Origin of the sequence: Candidatus Filomicrobium marinum (assembly GCF_000981545.1) — a bacterium.
GTDB lineage: Bacteria > Pseudomonadota > Alphaproteobacteria > Rhizobiales > Hyphomicrobiaceae > Filomicrobium > Filomicrobium insigne.
On the sequence record NZ_LN829119.1, the window covers coordinates 2,352,384 to 2,373,159 of the forward strand.

The 20,776-nt window shown below is 57.6% G+C and carries 22 protein-coding genes; 12 read left to right on the forward strand and 10 right to left on the reverse strand.

Annotated features, from left to right (window positions below):
• Positions 1–5: 5 nt before the first annotated feature.
• The 3 genes from YBN1229_RS11025 to YBN1229_RS11035 all read left to right on the forward strand — a co-directional run bounded on the left by YBN1229_RS11025 (position 6) and on the right by YBN1229_RS11035 (position 2,310).
• On the forward strand, positions 6–887 hold the full coding sequence (locus YBN1229_RS11025; protein ID WP_046479246.1) for a cytochrome c1: 882 nt from the start codon (positions 6–8) through the stop codon (positions 885–887).
• Positions 888–1,082: 195 nt separating this feature from the next.
• On the forward strand, positions 1,083–1,958 hold the full coding sequence (locus tag YBN1229_RS11030; RefSeq protein WP_170832452.1) for an S-methyl-5'-thioadenosine phosphorylase: 876 nt from the start codon (positions 1,083–1,085) through the stop codon (positions 1,956–1,958).
• A 136-nt stretch (positions 1,959–2,094) separates the two neighbouring features.
• On the forward strand, positions 2,095–2,310 hold the full coding sequence (locus YBN1229_RS11035; protein ID WP_046479245.1) for a 2TM domain-containing protein: 216 nt from the start codon (positions 2,095–2,097) through the stop codon (positions 2,308–2,310).
• Between the two features lie 82 nt (positions 2,311–2,392).
• Here the strand turns inward: YBN1229_RS11035 and YBN1229_RS11040 are convergent, their stop codons facing one another.
• On the reverse strand, positions 2,393–2,821 hold the full coding sequence (locus tag YBN1229_RS11040) for a hypothetical protein (RefSeq protein WP_046479244.1): 429 nt from the start codon (positions 2,819–2,821) through the stop codon (positions 2,393–2,395).
• A 148-nt stretch (positions 2,822–2,969) separates the two neighbouring features.
• Between YBN1229_RS11040 and YBN1229_RS11045 the strand changes: the two genes are divergently transcribed.
• From YBN1229_RS11045 to sthA, 4 genes are all read left to right on the forward strand, one after another.
• A complete protein-coding gene (locus YBN1229_RS11045) occupies positions 2,970–3,500 on the forward strand; it encodes an adenine phosphoribosyltransferase (RefSeq protein ID WP_082101101.1) in 531 nt (176 codons plus the stop codon).
• Positions 3,501–3,889: 389 nt separating this feature from the next.
• Positions 3,890–4,981: an S-methyl-5-thioribose-1-phosphate isomerase gene (mtnA, locus tag YBN1229_RS11055; protein ID WP_046479242.1), complete on the forward strand. Its 1,092-nt coding sequence runs from the start codon at positions 3,890–3,892 to the stop codon at positions 4,979–4,981.
• Positions 4,978–5,787: a class II aldolase/adducin family protein gene (locus tag YBN1229_RS11060; protein WP_082101102.1), complete on the forward strand. Its 810-nt coding sequence runs from the start codon at positions 4,978–4,980 to the stop codon at positions 5,785–5,787. The genes mtnA and YBN1229_RS11060 overlap by 4 nt, the downstream gene beginning before the upstream one ends.
• A 190-nt stretch (positions 5,788–5,977) precedes the next feature.
• The gene (gene sthA, locus YBN1229_RS11065; RefSeq protein WP_046480685.1) at positions 5,978–7,402 is read left to right on the forward strand and encodes a Si-specific NAD(P)(+) transhydrogenase; all 1,425 of its coding nucleotides are present in this window, start codon (positions 5,978–5,980) and stop codon (positions 7,400–7,402) included.
• Positions 7,403–7,418: 16 nt separating this feature from the next.
• Here sthA and YBN1229_RS18700 read toward each other — a convergent pair whose 3' ends face one another.
• Complete coding sequence (locus YBN1229_RS18700) at positions 7,419–7,634, reverse strand: DUF1127 domain-containing protein (protein ID WP_046479241.1); 216 nt, start codon at positions 7,632–7,634, stop codon at positions 7,419–7,421.
• Positions 7,635–7,743: 109 nt separating this feature from the next.
• On the opposite strand from YBN1229_RS18700, the gene YBN1229_RS11075 reads away from it, so the two are divergent.
• Complete coding sequence (locus YBN1229_RS11075) at positions 7,744–9,159, forward strand: PLP-dependent aminotransferase family protein (protein ID WP_046479240.1); 1,416 nt, start codon at positions 7,744–7,746, stop codon at positions 9,157–9,159.
• Between the two features lie 80 nt (positions 9,160–9,239).
• On the opposite strand, the gene ychF is transcribed toward YBN1229_RS11075, so the two are convergent.
• The 3 genes from ychF to YBN1229_RS11090 form a co-directional block, all read right to left on the reverse strand.
• Positions 9,240–10,337, reverse strand: coding sequence for a redox-regulated ATPase YchF (gene ychF / locus YBN1229_RS11080; RefSeq protein WP_046479239.1), 1,098 nt, complete (start codon positions 10,335–10,337; stop codon positions 9,240–9,242).
• 62 nt (positions 10,338–10,399) lie between these two features.
• Positions 10,400–11,143 (reverse strand): aminoacyl-tRNA hydrolase, encoded by a 744-nt coding sequence (gene pth, locus YBN1229_RS11085; RefSeq protein WP_046479238.1) that lies wholly within the window; start codon positions 11,141–11,143, stop codon positions 10,400–10,402.
• 98 nt (positions 11,144–11,241) lie between these two features.
• Positions 11,242–11,895 (reverse strand): 50S ribosomal protein L25/general stress protein Ctc, encoded by a 654-nt coding sequence (locus tag YBN1229_RS11090; protein ID WP_046479237.1) that lies wholly within the window; start codon positions 11,893–11,895, stop codon positions 11,242–11,244.
• Positions 11,896–12,152: 257 nt separating this feature from the next.
• Here YBN1229_RS11090 and YBN1229_RS18560 point away from each other — a divergent pair, with 257 nt between their 5' ends.
• Positions 12,153–13,736 (forward strand): OmpA family protein, encoded by a 1,584-nt coding sequence (locus tag YBN1229_RS18560; protein ID WP_244464946.1) that lies wholly within the window; start codon positions 12,153–12,155, stop codon positions 13,734–13,736.
• Between the two features lie 76 nt (positions 13,737–13,812).
• Here YBN1229_RS18560 and YBN1229_RS11100 read toward each other — a convergent pair whose 3' ends face one another.
• The 4 genes from YBN1229_RS11100 to YBN1229_RS11110 all read right to left on the reverse strand — a co-directional run bounded on the left by YBN1229_RS11100 (position 13,813) and on the right by YBN1229_RS11110 (position 17,643).
• Entirely contained in the window at positions 13,813–15,222 is a 1,410-nt protein-coding gene (locus tag YBN1229_RS11100) for a sodium:proline symporter (RefSeq protein WP_046479236.1), read from the reverse strand.
• 550 nt (positions 15,223–15,772) lie between these two features.
• Entirely contained in the window at positions 15,773–16,009 is a 237-nt protein-coding gene (locus YBN1229_RS18705) for a hypothetical protein (protein WP_152025025.1), read from the reverse strand.
• Positions 16,010–16,138: 129 nt separating this feature from the next.
• Entirely contained in the window at positions 16,139–17,071 is a 933-nt protein-coding gene (locus YBN1229_RS11105) for an AEC family transporter (RefSeq protein WP_139165329.1), read from the reverse strand.
• Between the two features lie 125 nt (positions 17,072–17,196).
• Positions 17,197–17,643 carry a MarR family winged helix-turn-helix transcriptional regulator gene (locus YBN1229_RS11110; RefSeq protein ID WP_046479234.1) on the reverse strand — a complete coding sequence of 149 codons (447 nt, stop codon included), beginning with the start codon at positions 17,641–17,643 and terminating at the stop codon, positions 17,197–17,199.
• A 91-nt stretch (positions 17,644–17,734) separates the two neighbouring features.
• On the opposite strand from YBN1229_RS11110, the gene YBN1229_RS11115 reads away from it, so the two are divergent.
• From YBN1229_RS11115 to YBN1229_RS11125, 3 genes are read left to right on the forward strand one after another with little or no spacing between them, the layout of a single operon-like run.
• Positions 17,735–18,817: a WD40/YVTN/BNR-like repeat-containing protein gene (locus YBN1229_RS11115; RefSeq protein ID WP_046479233.1), complete on the forward strand. Its 1,083-nt coding sequence runs from the start codon at positions 17,735–17,737 to the stop codon at positions 18,815–18,817.
• A 27-nt stretch (positions 18,818–18,844) separates the two neighbouring features.
• Positions 18,845–19,156: a MoaD/ThiS family protein gene (locus YBN1229_RS11120; RefSeq protein ID WP_052743874.1), complete on the forward strand. Its 312-nt coding sequence runs from the start codon at positions 18,845–18,847 to the stop codon at positions 19,154–19,156.
• Between the two features lie 45 nt (positions 19,157–19,201).
• On the forward strand, positions 19,202–19,666 hold the full coding sequence (locus YBN1229_RS11125) for a cupin domain-containing protein (protein WP_046479232.1): 465 nt from the start codon (positions 19,202–19,204) through the stop codon (positions 19,664–19,666).
• A gap of 37 nt (positions 19,667–19,703) precedes the next feature.
• On the opposite strand, the gene YBN1229_RS11130 is transcribed toward YBN1229_RS11125, so the two are convergent.
• Positions 19,704–20,681 carry a ribose-phosphate pyrophosphokinase gene (locus tag YBN1229_RS11130; protein WP_046479231.1) on the reverse strand — a complete coding sequence of 326 codons (978 nt, stop codon included), beginning with the start codon at positions 20,679–20,681 and terminating at the stop codon, positions 19,704–19,706.
• Positions 20,682–20,776: the final 95 nt, after the last annotated feature.

A 20,776-nucleotide genomic window follows, 5' to 3' on the forward strand; every position in this document is an offset into this window, starting at 1 on the left:
CGCTAATGAGCAACACCCTTCGGGCCGCCGGAATGCTGGCCGCAGTGCTGGCGACATCCGCTGTCATGACCGGCCCGGGCAACGCTGCAGGTGGCGAACCGATCCACATCGAGCGTGAGGATTGGAGCTTCGGTGGCTTCTTTGGCCACTTCGATCGTCCCCAGTTGCGCCGCGGCTTCCAGGTCTACAAGGACGTCTGTGCTGCGTGCCATGGGCTCAGCCGCGTCTACTTCCGCAACCTTGCGGAGCCGGGTGGCCCCATGTTCGACGAAGCGTCCGTCCAGGCGCTGGCGAAGGACTGGCCGAACCAGATCACGGATGGCCCTAACGATGAGGGCAACATGTTCCAGCGTCCGGCAAAATTGTCGGATCCGATCCACGGCCCGTACAAGAACGAGCAGGAAGCGCGCTTCGTAAACAATGGTGCGTATCCGCCAGACCTCTCGAACATCATCAAAGCCCGTACCATCGAAAATCACGATGCGTGGTACGCACATGTGTTCAAGATGGGCCGCGATATCCTGACGGGGTATCAGGAAGCAGGCGCGGATTACGTCCATGCTCTGCTTGTGGGTTACACTGATCCGCCATCGGGGTTCGAGCTCAGCGAAGGCATGCACTACAACAAAGCCTTCCCTGGCCACCAGATCGCTATGAACCCGCCGATCCCACCAGAGGGTGCGGTAGAGTATCAGGAAAATGCTGGCGCTAAGTCTTCGCTTGAGCAGAACGCGCGGGATGTCACGGCGTTCTTGGCCTGGGCTTCCGACCCGTCGCTGGAATCGCGCAAGCGCATCGGCTGGCAGGTTATGCTCTACCTTTTGGTCACGACAGTCCTGCTCTATATCGCGAAGCACCGCATCTGGGCGCGCGTGAAGAAGCGCTAATGTGTTTCGTGTAACCCTGGCGCTGGAATGCGCCGGACGTCGATAAAATCAAGAAAAGGCCTCGCGTGCGGGGCCTTTTCTCGTTAAAGCCTTGCCCCGGCGTAGTTTGAGTGCTTCCGGAAAAGTGGGAACCGGTTTTCCTGCAAGAAGCACGACCAGACAAAGAGCGCATCGGTATCAGGAGGGATCTGAACAATGGTGCAAACGGTACTCGGCATTGTCGGCGGCAGTGGCCTCTACGACATCCCCGGCCTCGATAACGCCGAATGGCGTCACGTTGACAGTCCTTGGGGGCGCCCCTCCGATGACATTCTATTCGCTGAAATCGATGGATTGCCGATCCGGTTCCTCCCGAGACATGGCCGCGGCCACAAGGTTTCACCGTCTCACATTAACTATCGGGCGAATATCGATGCGCTTAAGCGCGCCGGTGTCACGGATCTTGTTTCCGTGTCGGCGTGCGGATCCTTGAAAGAGGAACTGCCTCCAGGACACTTCGTCATCGTCGATCAATTCATCGACCGGACGTTCGCGCGCGAAAAAAGCTTCTTCGGCGCAGGCTGTGTGGCGCACGTGTCCGTCGCCGAGCCGGTAAGCCCGCTCTTGGCCGATGCGATTGAAGCCGCCGCACGCGCCGAAGGCGTTCCCACAACACGCGGCGGAACCTATCTCGTGATGGAAGGCCCGCAGTTCTCGACCAAAGCGGAAAGCGAGCTGTATCGCTCCTGGGGCTGCAGCGTAATCGGTATGACCAACATGCCCGAAGCCAAGCTCGCGCGCGAAGCCGAGCTTTGTTACGCGACGCTTGCCATGGTGACCGACTACGACTGCTGGCATGACGAGCACGCGCACGTCGATGTCGCCTCGGTCATTGCTGTGATGAAGGACAATACGGCAAAGGCTCAGCGGCTTGTCCTGAATTTGGCGAAGTCGATGCCGAAGGAGCACCCCGCGTGCCCGATCGGTTCTGACAAGGCCTTGGACGTGGCGATCATCACGCCGCCGGAAGCGCGAGATCCCGCGCTGCTCGCCAAGCTGGAAGCAGTCGCCGGTCGCGTGTTTAAAGGATGACGATGGGGGCCGGTCAAAGCCGGCCCTTCATCCTTTCAGACGAAAGCATTTTCCTCGCCCCAGAATGCAAGGGGCCGTATAATACTGCCGCGAGGCCGATTTTCGACGTCAGGCTAATTTTAGCGGATACCAAAAAATGGCAGCACTTCAAAATACGATGAAATCGGTGTTGGCAGATCAAGGCTTTCGGATACACCTCATCGTGTACCTCGCAGTCAACGTGCTCCTCTTTGTCATCAATATGATGACCAACCCGAACAATCTTTGGTTCTTCTGGCCGTTGGCGGGCTGGGGCCTCGGATTGATCGGTCACGCCTTCGCCGTCTATCAAAGCGTCCGAACGGCTTCCTGACGAAGCGCGTGTGTTGCCGCGAAAATTCGTCCGGCGGAGCGTTGCATCCGTAGGTTATGGTTTTGCAGGCGGCGCACCGTCTTCATTCCGGGAAATGGATGAAGATCTGCATCTTGATAAGCCACGGGAAGTAGGCCTGCAGAATGTCGCCCGCGACCCATAAAATGGCACCCAGAAGGATCAGGGCAGGGATTGCCGCGACCACAGCCTTCAGGAAAAACAAGCTCAGCGTCGTAAACGGCACGTCAAAGCGTTTGACAGCCGCCGGGACGGGCTCGACCGAATACGTTGTTGCAGCAGTGTAATCATAGCTTGCCGAGAAGGGTGCGCCGAATTCGTCATGGGGGAAGGATTGGGCACTCATGGACGGCTCCTCGCGCCCTAGAGCTTCCCTTTCGCGTGCTTCGCGTTCTCGGGCTTCCCTTTCGCGCGCCTCGCGCTCGCGGCGAAACGTGCGCGGCAGGTCGTCGAGCCCCTCATCCGCCGCCAACGGATAATCGATACTGGCCATCACTTCACCTCGGTAATCAGCAGCACAGTTTTAAGCGCCGCAATCAAATCACTCTGCGATCAAAAAGCCCGCGACATTGCCGCTACGTCCTACCCCAGCGGGCAGGTTGTTGCTATTTTGCGCCCCTATTTTGACGTGGAGGTGGTCATTGAAAGATCTAAAGAGCCTTATTCGTACGATCCCGGATTATCCCAAGCCCGGTATCCTGTTTCGTGACGTGACGACGCTTCTGGGTGACGCGCAGGGCTTCAAAGCGGCGATCGCTCAACTTGCTGAGCCGTTCCGCACGATACCCGTCGACGCGGTGGCCGGCATCGAGGCCCGGGGTTTCATCCTGGGCGGTGCCGTCGCAGACCGCCTTGGCTGCGGATTCGTACCGATCCGCAAGAAGGGCAAGCTGCCCTGGAAAACGATCGGTGAGGAATACACGCTCGAATATGGAGTTGACGTCATAGAGATGCATGAAGATGCCGTGGCAGCGGGATCGCGCATTCTCATTGTCGATGACCTGATCGCCACGGGTGGCACGGCAGAAGCAACCGCAAAGCTGATCCGGCGCTCCGGGGCCGACATCGTTGCGGCGGCCTTCGTTATCGACCTGCCTGACCTGGGCGGCTTGAAACGTCTCGACGCTATGGGCGTAAAAAGCCATACCCTGATGGCTTTCGAAGGACATTGATATGTACCGCGGGCCCATAGAGAAGCGGCTCCTCGCCGAGGAAATAGAGCCCGCGGTCGCCCAGTTGCTCGCGTGGGAGGCAGATCCAATGGCTGAATGCCGCTGTCCGCGATGCGGTGCCGCTGGAGTGACCATTCGCGATTGTTCGGCACGCCCGCACGCTGAGTGGTACCTGTTTACCTGTAAGTCCTGTGGGCTTGACGCGCCCCTCCATCGGGCTTCATGTCCGGGATATCGAGCCTAGTTATGGTTCGTTGCATATCGCAACTGATCCTCGCTCAACCAAACGATATACTTTTTAGTGTAGGGCTAGAGATCGCGATAAACGGGTGTGCCCCGCATCATCGAGCCGGATCAAAACAGCACAACCTTTAGGAAGTTAGAGGCTTATGAAAATAAACGGCCGGCATTACCGCACCATCTGGCGCGCCGAGGATGGTGAGAGCGTCGAAATCATCGATCAGACGCGCTTGCCTCATGAATTTGAAACGGCAACCCTGCGAACGTTGGAAGACGCTGGGCGCGCCATTCTAACGATGCAGGTGCGTGGTGCACCCTTGATCGGCGCGACGGCCGCCTACGGCGTTTGCCTCGCCCTCCAGGAAGATGCGTCGGACGAAGCCGTTGACGCAGCGATTGCCTATCTCGCCAAGCAACGACCGACGGCGGTCAATCTCCGCTGGGCGCTCGATCAGATGCGCAAGGCGATCCAGAATCTGCCGCGTGAGGAGCGTCTTGCTGCTGCTTACAAGCGGGCTGCCGAGATTTGCGATGAGGATGTCGAGACCTGCCGGTTGATTGGGACGCACGGCCTCAAGATTATCGAAGAGATCGCGAGCAGGAAGGCCCCGGGCGAGCCTGTCAATATTCTGACGCACTGCAACGCGGGGTGGATTGCTTGCGTCGATTGGGGGACAGCCACCGCGCCGATTTATATGGCGCACGATAAGGGTATCCCCGTTCACGTCTGGGTCGATGAAACCCGCCCACGCAATCAAGGTGCGGCCCTCACGGCGTTCGAACTCGGGGCCCACGGGGTTCCGCACACGATCATCGTCGACAATGCCGGCGGCCATCTCATGCAACATGGCAAGGTGGACGTGTGTATTGTCGGGACCGACCGGGTTACCGCCAATGGCGATGTTGCCAACAAAATTGGAACTTATCTCAAAGCTCTGGCGGCCAAGGATAATAACGTTCCCTTCTATGTGGCCCTACCACACACCACGATCGATTGGACCCTCAACGACGGCAGGATCATCCCTATCGAGGAACGGCCGGTCGATGAAGTTTTGAAAATGCCGGGGCGCTTGGCTGACGGCACCGTCGTGACGGTCGAGATCGCTGCGCCAGGTTCACCCGCCGGTAATCCAGCTTTCGACGTCACGCCCGCACGGCTTGTAACTGGCCTCATTACCGAGCGTGGCATCTGCGAAGCGACCTCCGACGGTTTGGCATCTTTGTATTCGGAAAAGAAATGAGCGACCGCCGTACCCGTAAGCCGCGTACCGTTCGGGCACAAACCGCGCGAGCGTCCGCGCCTGCGGCGAAGGTCGCGAAGAAACCTGCAAAGAAATCGGCAAGCCAAACCCGGTCCCAGACGGCGCGCGCCAAACGTCCTGTTGTTCGCAAAGCGAAGACGAGCGAGGTCGCGCAACGTAGAGCGGTAATCGCAACGGCGCTTGACATGTGCCGGACGGGTTTATCGCCCGGACGCTCCGGCAACGTCTCGTGCCGATGGCCGGGCGGTATGCTGATTACGCCGTCCGGTATGGCGTACGAAGAGATCGAACCCGCCGACATTGTCTTCGTAGCTGATGACGGCAGCGTCCGGCCCAAGTCGCGGAAGCCGTCAAGTGAATGGCAGTTCCATCTCTCTGCCTACCATGCGCGCCCTGATCGCCACGCCGTGATACATACCCATTCAATGCACGCGACGGTGCTTGCTTGCGCGCATAAATCGATTCCGGCCTTCCACTATATGGTCGCGATCGCTGGTGGGATGGACATCCCCCTTGTGTCTTATGCAACGTTTGGCACCAAAGAACTCGCGGATATCGTGGCGGCCGGGCTCGCCGAACGCGATGCGTGCCTGATGGCCAATCATGGCCAGATCGCAGTCGGCACAACACTTGGTTCCGCACTGGAGCTAGCTCACGAGGTCGAGTTTCTGGCGGAGCAGTATTTCAAGGTGTTGACCCTGGGCAAGCCGAAGCTGCTGTCCACCTCGGAAATGAAAGTCGTTCTGGAGCGGTTCAAGGGTTACGGCCAGCACGCCCAGGACTAACAGCCGCTCAGGCTGCCGCAAGGAATCGTCCTTAAGCAAAGTACCGACAAGTCGAATGTTGAAGCCATCGGAGCCAAAAGGTTCCGGTGACGGCAACGAGGTCTCCATTGCGGATTGCTTGGGGCGGAACCCGAATGAGCAACGGTACGTGCGGCATTCATGGCGGGTCGTCCGTGGCGAGGATCTGAGCATGAACTACGTGACTGCGCAGAACACGTACGATGTCATTGTAATTGGTAGCGGTCCGGCCGGGAGACGCGCCGCCGTTCAGTCGGCAAAACTTGGAAAATCGGTCCTCGTTGTCGAGAAGAACCGCCGCGTCGGCGGGGTCTCGCTGCACACTGGAACGATCCCTTCGAAGACCCTGCGAGAGACAGTGCTGAATCTGACGGGCTGGCGCGAGCGCGGATTTTACGGCCGGTCCTACCGGGTGAAGAAAGACATCCGCGCCGTCGATCTATTGTCACGCCAGCACAAGACGCTCGATCATGAAGTCGAGGTTCTTGAACATCAGTTTCAGAGAAATGGTGTCACAACCATCTACGGGACGGCGCGCTTCGTAGACACGGGGCGTGTCGAGGTGATGACGGCACAAGGCTCTATCGGCACTTACCGTGCCGAAAGGTTCGTGATTGCCGTCGGCACGCGACCATTCCGACCAGACTACGTTCCGTTCAATCAGGTCACTGTTCTCGATACCGACGACATCATTCAGATAGATCACATCCCCCGCAGTATGGCGATCATCGGAGCTGGCGTGATTGGCGTTGAATACGCGTCCATATTCAGTGCGCTCGATGTGCAGGTCACGTTGATTGAACCGCGAACGTCGATTTTGGATTTCGTCGACAGCGAAATCATCGCCGAATTCACTCACGAGATGCGCGATCGCGGCGTCGCAATGCGGTTGGGCTCCACGGTCGAGCAGATCACGCTTTCAGGAATGCGGCCCATCGTCCAGATCGCCGGCGGCCGCAGTGTTCATGCTGATATGCTTTTGTTTGCGGCCGGCAGAGTGGGCGCCACCAGTCCGCTTAATCTTGAGGCCATCGGGCTGGCAGTGGACCATCGTGGCCGCGTGACGGTAGACTCGAACACCTTCCAAACGTCTGTCCCGCATATCTATGCCGTGGGGGACGTCATAGGCTTTCCAAGCCTCGCGTCGACCTCGATGGAACAAGGCCGGATCGCGGCCTGCCACGCCTTCGGCGTTCCGCCACCGCCAGCGCCGGAATACTTCCCCTATGGCATCTACGCCGTCCCTGAAATTTCGACAGTCGGAATGAGTGAAGCGGAAGTCGCCGGGCGTGGTATCGCATATGAATGCGGTATTGCACGGTTCAGGGAGACATCTCGCGGACAGATCATGGGCATCCAGTCCGGCATGATGAAAATGATCTTCTCGATCAAGACAGGGCGATTGCTTGGTTGCCACATCCTCGGCGAAGGGGCGACAGAGCTGATCCACATCGGCCAAGCCGTCATTAATCTCAAGGGAACGATAGATTTCTTCCTTGAAAACACCTTCAACTATCCGACCCTGGCGGAAGCCTACAAAATCGCCGCCCTCGATGCTTGGAACCGCATGGCGATGACCTCCCGCGCCATGGCCTGAGAACTTGCCCGGGAGGCTATTTTCTCCAGCGCTTTGCGGCCTCCCGTTCCGCATCACACCGGCTGAGCCCAATATCGCGCAGCATGCGCTCGTCGAGCCGAAGCAGACGACGGCGCTGATACCAACGCTGGAGAGCTGCGGACAGCCTGAAGCACAGTCCGCGCTGCGATGAAGCGCAACCAGAAGCGTCGATATGCGCTGGATGAGTGTGGGTCTTGCTTAGTTCTGACATGCTCGTCTCCGCTACTTGAGCGGGCCGAATATTCCCGATCTGTGTTGCACTGGACAGGTACAGATTTCGGGAATACAAAAAGACTGTACCGGTACAATGGAAAGCACAGATGCTGCGGCTGGAACTAACAAGAGGAGAGGGACGGCTCGCCGACCAAGCAGTGTCGCGCATTACCGAGATGATACAGTCCGGGAGTTTGCCGACTGGTCATAAGTTGCCGTCTGTGCGTGGCTTCGCCGAACAGAATGACATATCAAAATCTACCGCCGTGACGGTCTATGACCGTCTTGTTGCGAGCGGCTTGGTAAGCTCTCGCAGCAAAGTTGGTTTCTTTGTCGCTAGCCGAACAGCGCCGCTTGAGCTAGCTGACGCGAGCGAACCTTGCGAACGTGAGGTGGATCCTCTGTGGATGATGCGTCAGGCGCTCAAGGACGATCCGTCCATGCTGAAGCCAGGTTGTGGCTGGCTGCCGGATGACTGGCTGGATGGAGATAGTATCCGCCGTTCCCTTCGCAAAATCTCCCGTTCTGCCGACGCACAGCTGGTCGGTTACGGTCAGCCCCTCGGATTCGCGCCGCTCCGGCATCAGCTTCAGATCGTTCTGGCCAGTCGAGAGATTGCAGCGGTTCCGAGTCAGATCATGCTGACGGACAGCGTTTCGCAGGCCATCGATTTGATCGTTCGCTTTCTGGTGAAGCCGGGGGAGACCGTCTTTGTTGACGATCCTGGTTATTTCAATTTACTCAACAACTTGCGAGTGCAGCGTACAAACATTGTCGGTATCCCGTACACGCGAACAGGCCCAGATCTTGAGGCTTTTGCCGCCGCCGCCGAACGCGAGCGGCCCGCCCTCTACATCACCAACTCCGCGCTCCATAATCCGAGCGGCGCGACGCTCAGCCCCGCAACAGCGCATCAGCTCTTAAAGCTCGCTGAGCAGTACGACATTCCCATCCTCGAAGATGACATCTATGCCGATTTTGAGGAAACGCCATCGGCGCGCCTGGCAACTTTGGATCAGCTCGACCGCGTCATCCATGTCGGCAGCTTCTCGAAAATCATGTCGGCCGCCTGTCGATGTGGCTGGATCGCATGTCGCCAGGATTGGTTAGAAGGGCTCCGCGACCTGAAGCTCGCGATCGCAGTAACGAGCAATGAACTGTCGGCCCAGCTCGTCCACAACGTCTTGCAGGATGGCGGTTATCGCCGGTATGTCGCGGGCGTAAGGGAGCGCCTTGGCCGGACGTCCATTGTTGTTCGCCGACAGATTGAGCAGACGGGATTGAAGCTTTGGACGGAACCGGCAGGCGGTATATTCCTATGGGCAAAATTGCCGAAAGGTGTGGATGCGACCGAAATCGCGCGGCAAACAGCGCGAGAAGGTATCGCGCTGGCACCCGGCAACGTTTTCAGCGTGTCGCGAAGCGCAAGTGAATACCTCCGCTTCAACATCGCCCAATCGCGCAATCAAAAGATCTACGAAAATCTGGCGCGTGCGATCGATGAATACAAAACACCTGCTTGAGGAAGCGATTGCCGGTCCGAGTGCTTCCGGAAAAGTGGGAACCGGTTTTCCGATAAGAAGCACACGGGCGAGCAAAGACCCTAGTTGGAGAAGCGGAAGTGCATCACATCGCCGTCTTTGACGACGTATTCCTTGCCCTCAAGCCGCATTTTGCCCGCTTCCTTGGCCCCGGTTTCTCCGCCGAGGCTGATGTAATCGTCGTAACCGATCGTTTCGGCTCGGATGAAGCCCTTCTCGAAGTCAGTATGGATGACGCCGGCAGCCTGCGGAGCTTTGGTTCCCACCGTAATCGTCCACGCGCGAGCCTCTTTCGGCCCAACAGTGAAGTAGGTAACAAGATTGAGTAGGCGATAGCCAGCACGGATCAGGCGGTTGAGGCCGGGCTCTTTTAAACCGAGGTCACTCAGAAAAGCTTCGCGCTCGTCATCTTCAAGCCCGGCAAGCTCCGATTCAATTTTTGCCGAGATGACAACGGACTGAGCTCCTTGTTCGGCAGCGGCTTCGGCCACTTTTTGGGAATGGGCATTGCCATCCGCAGCCGAGCCCTCATCAACATTGCAGACATAGAGGACCGGCTTGGCTGTCAGCAGCTGCAGCATTTCAAACGCGCGCCGTTCTTCGTCCGTCAGAACGGCATGGCGCGCTGGTTTGCCGGCGCGTAGCAACTCAAGCGCTTTGTCAATAACCGCGAGTTGCGCCTTGGCTTCTTTGTCGCCGGATTTCGCGCGTTTTTCGAGGCTGAGCGTGCGCCGCTCGCAGCTCTCAAGGTCGGCAAGCATGAGCTCTGTCTCGACCGTCTCTGCATCGGCAAGCGGGTCAATTCGGCCTTCAACGTGGGTGATATCGTCATCCTCGAAGCAACGCAGCACGTAGGCAATCGCATCGACTTCGCGGATATGAGACAGAAACTGGTTGCCGAGACCTTCACCCTTAGAGGCGCCTCGGACAAGTCCGGCGATATCGACGAACGTCAGCCGCGTCGGGATGATCTGCTGCGACTTGGAGATTGTCGCAAGTTTCTGGAGCCGGTCATCGGGAACCCCGACTTCACCGACGTTGGGTTCGATCGTGCAGAACGGATAATTCGCCGCTTCAGCTGCCGCCGTTTGGGTCAGCGCATTGAAGAGGGTCGACTTGCCGACGTTGGGCAAACCGACGATACCGCATTTAAAGCCCATGATTTATCCGGTCCTTTGAATGTTCTTTTTGCGTCCGGCGCTAAGGGGGGAGCCTTGGAATATCAGCTCCGGTTCGGGTCGCGTCCCTTGAGCCACTTTTGAAGATTTTCCGCAAGCGCGCTCTGCCGCTTTGACATGCGTTCGCCTGAGGGATGCCGTTTAGACGTAGGCCGCTTGAGTTCAGATGCGGCATCTGGAACGTCAGATGGTGAGGGGGCGGCCGCCTTCGAAGTCTCATCGGCCGAAGTGGCGCGCGCGACCTCCGAGAGAAAGCGGGCCTGATCTCCTTTAGCCAGACGGCCAGCGGATTTCGAAATGGCTTCGAGGAGCGGGTCTAGCCAATCCCGGTCAGCAGCAGAGAAATCGTGCAGCACATAGTGCGCGACAAGCTCCTTTTGGCCCGGATGGCCCACGCCGATCCGCACACGCACATAGTCATTGCCAAGATGCGCCGAAATCGAGCGCAATCCGTTGTGTCCGGCATTCCCTCCGCCGGTTTTGACCTTGAGTTTGCCGGGCGCGAGGTCGATTTCGTCGTAAAGCACGACGATGTCTGCTTCTGAAATCTTCAGAAAACGCGCGGCTTCGCCAACAGCTTGCCCGGACTCGTTCATATATGTGTCAGGCTTGAGAATAAGGACGCGCTCGCCTGCAATCGTCCCTTCCGCTACGAGTCCCTTGAAGCGGCGACGAAATGCGCCAAACCCATGGTCCGCAGCAATGCGGTCGACCGCCATGAACCCGACGTTATGGCGGTTGCGCTCATATTTTGCTCCGGGATTGCCGAGGCCGACAAAAAGCTTCATGAGGCCTTCCGATGGCTTGGCGACATCTCATGAGGATCGCCGAAGGAACAGCGCGGAAGCCTTAAGCTCCTGCGCTGTCTCCGAATTCTAGCAGCACATCAGCTCTTCTTTTCAGCAGCAGCAGCAGCCGGTGCAGCAGCTTCCGCCGTAGTGGTAGCTTCTGTGTCTTCCTCTGCCTGCTGCTTACCGCGACCAACCACAGTAGCGACGGTGAAGTCGCGATCGGTGATGGTCGGCACTACGCCTTCAGGCATATTGATCGAAGAAACGTGGATCGAGCGACCGATCGGCACGCCAGCAAGATCGATGATGAAAGCAGCTGGGATCTTGTCGTAGGGGCACCAGACTTCAACGTCGTGGCGCACGATGTTCAAGACACCGCCGCGCTTCAGACCGGGTGATTGCGCTTCATTGATAAAGCGGACCGGTATGAGAACACGGATCAAGCCGTCCTTACCAATGCGCAGAAAGTCGATGTGCACCGGCGTGTCACGCACGGGATCGAGCTGCATGTCGCGTGGAATGACGAGGCGCTCTTCACCGTCGATCTTCAGCTTGAATACCGTCGAGGTGAAATGACCCTTCAGGTATTGCTTCCAGATTTCATTATAGTCGAGGGCGATAGCCTCGGGTGGCTTGTTGTCGCCGTAGATTACGGCGGGAACTCTACCTTCGCGACGAACCTGGCGTGCGGCCCCCTTGCCAACACGCGGGCGCGCCAAGGCATCGAGCTCAACGGTCGATGTAGCCATTAGCTTGCGTCTCCAAATGCTAAGAGGGGCCCTGGATTGGGCCCCAAACACGCTGTGCGGCCTCCAAGGGTGCCGTCACGCGTCTCACACGATTTAAGTGAGAAGACTGGCTTATAACGGCATGGGGACCCCTTGGCAACGCACGATATACAATCGGCAACACGCATTCGCCTTGATTGCAACGGTTTGTTCCGCCATGCGTTGGGCAGGTTCCGCCGGGTATGAACAACTATGCAGCCATTGGAGTGAATAAAATAATGAGCACTACAACACGTGCGAAATACATGGCGTTGGGAGGCGCCATCAGCCTTTCTGTAGCCTGGCCACTGCCAATTCAGGCTGCTGACACAACTGTCCCAGTCTCCAATCCAGTTATTTTGGCGCAGGCAGGAAGCGGTGATGAACCTCATCCACGCGCAAAACAAAACCAAAAGGCTCAGGAAGAAAAGAAAAAGCAGCAGCAACAACGCAAGCAAGAGCAACGGTCTGAACGCAAGGAAAAACGCGAGCAAAAGAAGGACGATCACGCAGAGCGTAAGCGGGAGCGACGCGACGATCGCAAGGAAAACAAAGAACGCAAGCGCGACCAAAAAGCCGAGCGGAAAGAAGATCGCGCACAGCACAAGGAAGAACGACGCGAGGACCGTAAGGACAATCGCGAACAAAAGCGCGAGAACAAGGCCGAGCGCAAAGAGGATCGCGCGCAACGCCAAGAAGAGCGGCGGGATGATCGTCAGGACAATCGCGAACAAAAGCGCGAGAATAAAGCCGAGCGCAAAGAGGATCGTGCACAGCGTAAGGAAGAGCGACGCGACGATCGTCAAGAGAACCGCGAGCGCAATCGTGCCGATCCCAAGGACGATAGACGCGATGAGCGTCGGGAAAAGCGCGACCAGCGGCGCGCGGGACCGAGCGAAGGCCGCAAAGGTCGCGAGGGTAATATCTCGGAAATTCGACGCCAGCGTAAAGAGCGCCGCGAGGGTGGTCGGGTAGTTATTGAAGAACCGGGCAACCGTCGCATAATTCGCGAAGGCCGGCGCACGATTATCCGTCACGATGATGCCGATCGCTTCCGCCGCAATGCACGCAATGTCGATGTCCGCCGACGCAACGGCGAGCGGATCACCACGATCACACGCCCCAACGGTGTTACAATCATTACCATCGAAGATGAAAACGGTCGCTTGCTGCGACGCGTCCGGCGTGGACGTGACGGCCGCGAAGTTGTGCTTATCGACAACCGTCGCCATCACCGTCACGGGTCGGATCGGCGTGGCGATAACGTGCTCTGGTTCCTTTTAGACCTCACCATGCCGCGGGTGAACATTGAGCGCCGCTACTATGTTGTGGACGCCGATAGGGCCTCGGAAGACGATCTGTATGACACGCTGATTGCACCGCCGGTCGTCGATATCGAGCGTGAATACTCGCTTGATGAGGTGCGCTACAACTATCCGCTGCGCGCCAGAATGCGTTCGATCAACCTCAACACGGTCAACTTTGAGTTCGGTTCGTGGGAGCTTGATAACGAAGCGCTCGATCACCTGGAAGAGGTTGCGCGGGCGATCAATCGCGCTCTGGATCGGAACCCGAATGAGATCTTCCTTATCGAAGGACACACGGACGCCGTCGGCGAGGATGAAGACAATCTCACATTGTCTGATCGTCGTGCCGAAAGCGTCGCGATTGTCCTGAGCGAAGATTTCGGCATTCCCCCCGAAAACCTGACGACACAGGGATATGGTGAGGAATACTTGCTGGTTGAGACACCAGAACCGGAGCGCAGAAATCGGCGCGTGACCATCCGGCGAATTACGCCTCTTCTAAGCCGGAACCGCTAAACGAACGCGCGCAAGAAGGAATGCAAAGGGCCGGTTCGACCGGCCCTTTTTCGTTCAGTAGAGAGGAACGCGTGGATCAGGTTTCTCCGGCGGTGCGCAGGTCACCGCGCGATCCGCCCATGGCAAGCCCCAGAGCAAACGCGCCGCAGCCAATGATCAACGTCGCGGCCGAAAGGATCAGGAGGACCGAGTATTTGTGTTCGAACCCAGTCAGTGAAGCGACAATATTAGAGTAGCCCGAAGACTCTGTGAAATAGAGCGCAGCCGCAGTCATCGCGGCGAAAAACCCGGTGAGGTAACTCCAGACCGGGACATTATGATACCCGCCCCAGAGCGAGAAAAACACAACTGGCGCAAGGAACATAGAAGCTGTTCCCGATACAGCAACCGCGGCGAACAGGTCCTTGGATCCAAGGAACACCATGATGAGACCGCCGAGCAGGAACAACGCCATGGCCTTGCGTCCATTGGCGAGCGTCGGTCGCGCAAGCCGCATGTCAACAACCGTCAGTTTTGCCGCGCTGGAGTACGTTGAATCGATCGTCGACATGCAAGACACGACCAGCGCAACGTTGAACACGAGCATTGGCCCGTCGCCGATGAGCCGCGTTAGGGTTGGAATAAAGGCCTCTCCTTCGGCCTTCGAGAGGCCGGACCACACGCCGAGGAGGCCGAACGCGAGGATGCATAGGATGGAAATCCAACCGGCATGGTAGAAGCTCGCCATAGTTGTGCGTCGGTCGGCGATGAAGCCCCGATCCATCATAACCGGATCGTGCATTGGGTAGCTCCACACCTGCAGCAAAGCGACCGCCAACAATGCCCAGCCGGGATTGGTCATATCGGCAGAGGAGGCCGTGACTGCTGCAATGTCGAACGTTCCGGTTGACAAAGCGATGCCGGCGAGAAGAGCCAGCGCGATCAGAAATACCGCCATTTGGAATACGTCGGTTCGGATCGAAGCGTTGAGCCCACCCACGAGTGAATAGCCCAGTGTCACGGCGCCGACGAGCAGAATGGAAGCGACATAAGCCACGGACCCGTCGGTTCCGAAGATAAGCCCGATCACCAGCAAATTGGCGAACACTTCTGAGAGCAACCGAACGCCAATAACAAAATTGTACGTGGACGTTCCAACACTGCCGAAGCGGGCTTGGAGAAAGGCCTGCACGCTTTCAAAGCCATTGCGAAAGCGCAGACTGGAAATGATCCAGGCGCCGGTCAGAAATGACAGGTAATAGGCGGTATAGGAGAGCGCACCCGCAATTCCAAAAGCGTACCCAAGGATTGCCGCGTTGAGAATTGACCGGGCAAAAATCCAGGTTGTGACCTGGGACAGGGTCAGCGCCACGACACCTGGGGTTCTGCCATCAGGATGGTGGCCGCGATAAAAAGAAAGAAATGTCTTCGCTCGCGGACTGAGCCACATGCTGGCAATCGCAACGACAGCAATAACCGCGATAAGCGTAGAGATATTGTCCGGCATGGGCGGCGGCTCCCCGTATGTGTTCGCTCATCGATACACCGTGGGCCGCAAATGCCAACTCCCCCAACTAAGTCATGACGCGAACGTGAGCCAACTAGAAAAGCGCGTAACTAGCTTGAGCCGTGAGCAAACACTGGGCAACAACGGAAATGGTGTTAGCCATCGATCAGCCGCAATCGAGGCGTCTCAAAATCCGCGCCTGAAGGAGAGATTCGGGCGCTGTTGAGGTCCGGCCGGGGCCGATTGTCGGCGCCGGGACCCGTGGAAACATAAAGCCATGAAAACCTGTGTGAGCCTTTTAGTGGCCAGCTTGCTGGCGGCCGTGCTTCTTGGTGGCTGCGCGGGAGCCGATGCGGATGGTGGACCGCCGCCAGAAATTTCCGATCCAGCCGGAAGATAAGGAGGCAGCCCTTACCTCTTCGGCAGTTGATAAGCGCTTGGCAAGGTAACGAGCACGCCTCCGGCTTAGCCGCCGGAGGCGAAGTTTTTCTCAAGATACTGAATAGTTTGAGGGGCGTGGACCCGCTTGAGGGCCAGACGCCACAGCTCTTTAACGAGCGAGTTTAAGACCGGTCGGGGATTTGGTGTTTGAAGAGCTGGAGCCTGAGGGCGCTTTAATCTTGATGCACTTCGTGCTGCCACTGCCAGGCTGGGTTGTGTAGTAGCAGAATGTGCAGCGCGTGCCGTCCGGATGGTAGGTGTTTGTACAGACTTTCTTGGCCATTGCAGAGCCTGAAGCCAAGACACCTAAAGCGAGAGCGAGAGTAAAAGCGGTGGTCCTCAACATGTCCGTGTCTCCTTTTTCGATCACTTAAACGGCGCGACATTGCGCTGTTGAAGAGTTCGTCGGGGCGACAGCGGAAAAGGTTCAAAAAAATATTCAGCGAAGAGCAAGTTGTTCGATTTGAACTGAAATTCAACGGCCTAGGATCGCGATAAGGCTGGTGAGTGTCACAAGAGAAAGTACTGTTGAAACAACGATAACGGCGTTCGAACGGGCAACGAATGCACCGTATTGTTGCGCGAGAATAAATACAGTCACTCCTGTGGGGACCGCAGCCATAATGACGGCAATCGCGGCCAGCGGTTCTTCCAGCTTAAGCACCCAGTAGGCGAGCCAGAACGTAAGGAGTGGATGCAAAACGAGTTTGGTAAGGACCACCCAGCCAACTTCCACGCGTTCCCCTTTGACCGTCGCGCCGGCCATAAAAAGCCCTGCCGAAAAGAGCGAGCACGGGATGAATGCATCCCCAAGGAGTTGAAAGCCATTTGCAATAGCCTCGGGAATGAAAATCCCAGACCAGGAAACTAAAAGGCCTGCGATGGTTGCAACGATCATGGGGTTTCGAATGAGACCGCGCAACGAAGCTTGGAGAATGCGTCCCCCATCGCGACACTTGTCGGCTTCGGCGATGATGATCGCCAAAGGCATGAGGAGCGCGACGGGCAGAACGACACCGATGATGCCCGGTACGAGTACCGTTTCCCCAAATACAATTAAGACAAGCGGCAGTCCGACATAGCCGGTGCTGGAGAATGTTGCGGCGAGCGCATGCAGCCCGTTGGCAGTCAGGCTCTCAGGAAAAACAGTGCGTGCGATCAGCAAGCTTATGGCGAACATCGCCAGCATGCCGCCCCCTAGAGCACCGAGAAATGGCCAGTTGAAGAACTCGCCGACCGGAACACGCGCGAGCGAGATGAATATCAACGCGGGCAGGGAAACCAGAAAAACAAAACCACTGAGTATCTCGCTGCTACCACGTTTCAGAATGCGAAAACGCTCAAAAAGGTAGCCGGCCAACATTACTCCGAACAGCGGAAGAATGGTGTTCAAGGCGTTGATTGACAATGGATCCACCTATGCGACGGGACGTCGGGCATAGGTCAGCCGATTAAAGAAAAAGGCTTTGACGATCCCCCGAACTACCACATGAATGACAGCGATTTTTGAGAGCGGTAATTAGATTGCTTCTATTAAGAAAGCTTCAGCAGATCGGCGCACAAACGCTCGGCGTCGCGGTCTTGCAGGAGCTCTGCGGTTGCTTCCTGCGCGGCGCGCCAATGGGGCATCGCAGCAATAAGGGCATCGCGGCCGGCGGCCGTAAGCGTCATCCGACGACTCCGCTTGTCAGTCTCATCGGCGCTCATGTCTACGAGCCCCCGCCGCACAAGCGGCTTGAGGTTGGCGGTTAGAGTTGTGCGGTCCAGCGCGAGTACTGACGCAACGTCCCCCATCGTCGGGGGCTGCGGCCTGTTAAGCGACATCAGTAGCGAGAACTGCCCGCTGGTCAGGTTGACGGGTCTCAGTGCTTCGTCATAGCGGCGCGCCAGCGTTCTTGCTGCACGGCGTACGTGCAGGCAGAGGCACGCATCGCGGACTTCCAAGGTGAGTGAAAACGGCAGGTTATCGATTTTTGACATGAAACAATAATGTTGATATCAACCCAAATTGTCTAGGGCTCTTGGCTGCGGCATTCCGCGATGCCGGCCCTCAACCAACGGGAGCGCGTAAATGGCGAGGAAAGTCCTTATTCTGGCCGGAACCAAGAAGGGAACGTTCATTCTGGAAAGCGACGCGTCGCGGCGCTCATGGGAGCTCCGCGGGCCATTTTGCGATACTTGGCCTATCAACCACGTGATCGCCGATCCCAAGACGGGAACGATCTATGCCGGCGGAGGTAACGAGTGGTTCGGACCTGCAGTCTGGAAATCGACAGACCAGGGAAAAACCTGGACCCATTCGAGCGAGGGGCTCGCTTATAAGGAGGGTGAAGAGCCCGTGAAAGCCGTGTGGAGCCTGGCGATTGGACCCGGTGGGCTGTACGCGGGCGTCGAGCCAGCAGGGTTGTTCCATAGCGCAGATGGAGGCCAGACGTGGACGCATATCGAAGGGCTAAGTAACCATCCTTCTCGCCAAGATTGGCATCCGGGCGGCGGTGGCTTGATTTTGCACTCTCTTGTTCTCCATCCCGAAGACGACAAACAGATCTGGGTTGGGATTTCATCGGCAGGCGTATTCTACACCGCGGATGGTGGTGAGACTTGGCAACCACGCAATAAGGGCACCCGCGCCGACTACCTCCCCGAAGATCAGCGCTACCCTGAACTTGGTCAGTGCGTTCACTCCCTGGTTATGGCCCCAGGGATGCCCAACCGGCTTTATCAGCAAAACCATTGCGGGATGTACCGGAGTGAGAACGGTGGCCAGCAGTGGGAAAGTATCGAGGCGGGATTGCCATCATCGTTTGGATTCCCGGCAGCCGCCCATCCACGCGATCCGGACAGCCTTTTCCTTCTGCCATTGAACGGCGACATCGCCGGACGCTACATGCCGGACGGTAAGGCGGCGGTCTGGCGCACACGCGACAGTGGCGGCACGTGGCAGGCGCTTCGCGACGGTCTCCCGCAAACCAACGCCTTCTTCGGCGTGTTGCGTCAAGCATTGACCACAGATAGCCTCGAACCAGCTGGCGTCTACTTCGGCACTGGCGGTGGAGCACTGTTCGCCAGTGCCGATGAAGGGGATAGCTGGAATTGCCTCTCTGACTATCTCCCCGCCATCCATTCCGTGGAGACGGTCGTCCTCGACGCATAATTAAATTTCGCGAAGAGGCTATGTGAGATGACAAATCCAGGATCATCCCTGACACAGGTTCCTGACGTACCGCCGAGTGTGACGGCGGTACTTGCTCCGGCATTGGTGAACTTGTTCCCAGGAGCACCGCGGCGCGTAGAGTTGCGCGCCGCAACGGTGCGTGACTTGATTGACCAGCTAAACGAGCGCTGGCCAGGAATGCGCGACCGATTGTGTGATTCAACACCCCGCATTCGTCGTCACATCAATGTCTTTGTGCGTGGCGAAAGGGCATTGTTGGACACGCCGTTGACGGAGAATTCCGACGTCTACCTCCTGACCGCAATTTCAGGTGGCTAACGTGTTGATGCGATCAACAACTAGTGCCGACCCCAAGGGACCCTTATGACCGTCGTCACACCGGATCGCATGATAGTGGAAGAAGGATCTGCGGAAAATCCATGCGGTCCAAACCAGACGCTGTGGATCAGTGAAGCGGGAGGTCTTACGCAGTTCGGCGCGTTTATAGAGATATTACCGGCCGGTTCCCGCTCATCGATAAAGCACTGGCACAGCGCCGAGGACGAAATGGTGTTCGTGCTGGAAGGTCAAATCACGCTGGTCGAAGGTGATACGGAAACACTCCTGAAGCCTGGCTATGCCGCAACGTTTCGGGCAGGAGATCCTACCGGGCACTTCCTCGAAAACCGCGGAGAGGCCGCTACGCGTTGCTTGGTCGTAGGGAGCCGTGCACCAGTCGATAAAATAACCTATCCGGATCACGACCGGGTCTGCCATCGCGACAGGTCGCTGCCGAGCGACATTTGGACTGACGGGGCCGGAAACCCCGCATCCAGTCCTTACGGATAGAATCGCCAATTAGCGCGAGGCATCAAAACTGCGTTGCTCAATAGAACAGGCTTGAGACGCTTTCTTCGCGGCTCGTCCGCAGGATTGCCTCACCAATCAAGGCCGCGATCGGAAGAACGCGGATATTGGCGGCCGCCTGAACGGCAGCGGTCGGCAAAATAGAATCCGTAATCACGAGCGATTTGAGCCGCGAATTCTTGATCCGGCTGACGGCGCCGCCAGACAAGACACCGTGCGTAATGTAGGCCATGACTTCAGTCGCGCCGTGCGCCAATAAAGCTTCAGCTGCGTTACACAGCGTTCCGCCGGAATCGATAATGTCGTCGATGAGGATACAACGCTTACCTTCGACCTCACCGATCACATTCATCACTTCCGACTTGCCGGGGGCCTCACGCCGTTTGTCGCAAATCGCGATCGGAACGTTGATGCGCTTAGCCAGTGCCCGGGCACGCACCACGCCGCCGACGTCAGGCGAAACGACAATGAGGTCATCGGCTTCGTAGTTCTTCTCGATGTCACGCACCATGACCGGTGCCGCGAACAAGTTATCCGTCGGGATGTCGAAGAAACCTTGGATCTGGCCAGCATGCAGATCGAGAGTAAGAACGCGGTCTGCACCGGCCCGTTCAATTAAGTTGGCGACGAGCTTAGCCGAGATCGGCGTGCGCGGACCGGGTTTACGATCCTGACGCGCATAGCCGTAGTAAGGAATGACTGCTGTGACCCGCCGCGCTGATGCGCGCTTCAGGGCATCGATGAGAATCAGGAGTTCCATGAGGTTGTCGTTCGCCGGGAACGACGTCGATTGCACGACAAAGCAATCCTGGCCGCGAACATTCTCCTGGATCTCGACGAAGATTTCCATGTCAGCAAAACGCTTCACCTGCCCCTTGGCCAGGGGCACGTTGAGATAGCTGCTGATACCTTCCGCGAGGGGACGATTGCTGTTGCCGGCGACGAGCTTGAGAGGGAGGCCGTCAGGACGACCACCTGAGTGCGCATCGAAGGACATCACTAGGGCACTCCACGACAATTCGATGACAGGTCTCTAGCAAGCGGCACCCGCTAATGTAAACACCGTGCGAGCAACGAACCCATCGAATAATG